Below are 438 nucleotides of genomic sequence, written 5' to 3' on the forward strand. Positions count from 1 at the left end.
TACCTGCGGATCAAGGTAATTGAACCTGATCGGCGGATCAGGCCGCTGGAATAGATCGCGCAGCGTGCGCCGGTCATTGAGATCGATTTCATCCCGCATCGCCCACGCTCCCGTCATAGGGTTGAATTCCGGTCTGCGGCATCATGAGCGACAGCGGTGGTACGGTGCCATTGGAAGGCACGTTGGCGAAGCCAGGACCGCGCGTGATGAGGCTCGCATCATCGGCGGTCTGTGACTGCAGCACCGCGTCGTCGGCGTCCAGAGGCGCCCGCGCGAGCGGCCGGCGCCGGTCGGTAACCATGACGAGCACGAGCAACGAGAGCGCGACGAAGAGGAAAAACTTGGATGCATCTTCCATAGGGCACCTAGCAGCTAGAGAACAGTCCGAACAGAACGGACGTGCATTGAGGATGGTTGGCTTGCGCGATGGCGACTTGC

Annotated in this window: 1 protein-coding gene; it reads right to left on the bottom strand. The window is 61.2% G+C overall.

Annotated elements, in window-relative coordinates; all coding sequences use genetic code 11:
* Positions 1-88: 88 nt before the first annotated feature.
* Positions 89-438: hypothetical protein (locus tag SOP95_RS31705; protein ID WP_323609543.1), on the bottom strand; the 350-nt coding region annotated here is incomplete at its 5' end.

This window comes from Pseudomonas sp. YuFO8 (assembly GCF_035065025.1).
Taxonomy (GTDB): domain Bacteria; phylum Pseudomonadota; class Gammaproteobacteria; order Pseudomonadales; family Pseudomonadaceae; genus Aquipseudomonas; species Aquipseudomonas putida_AE.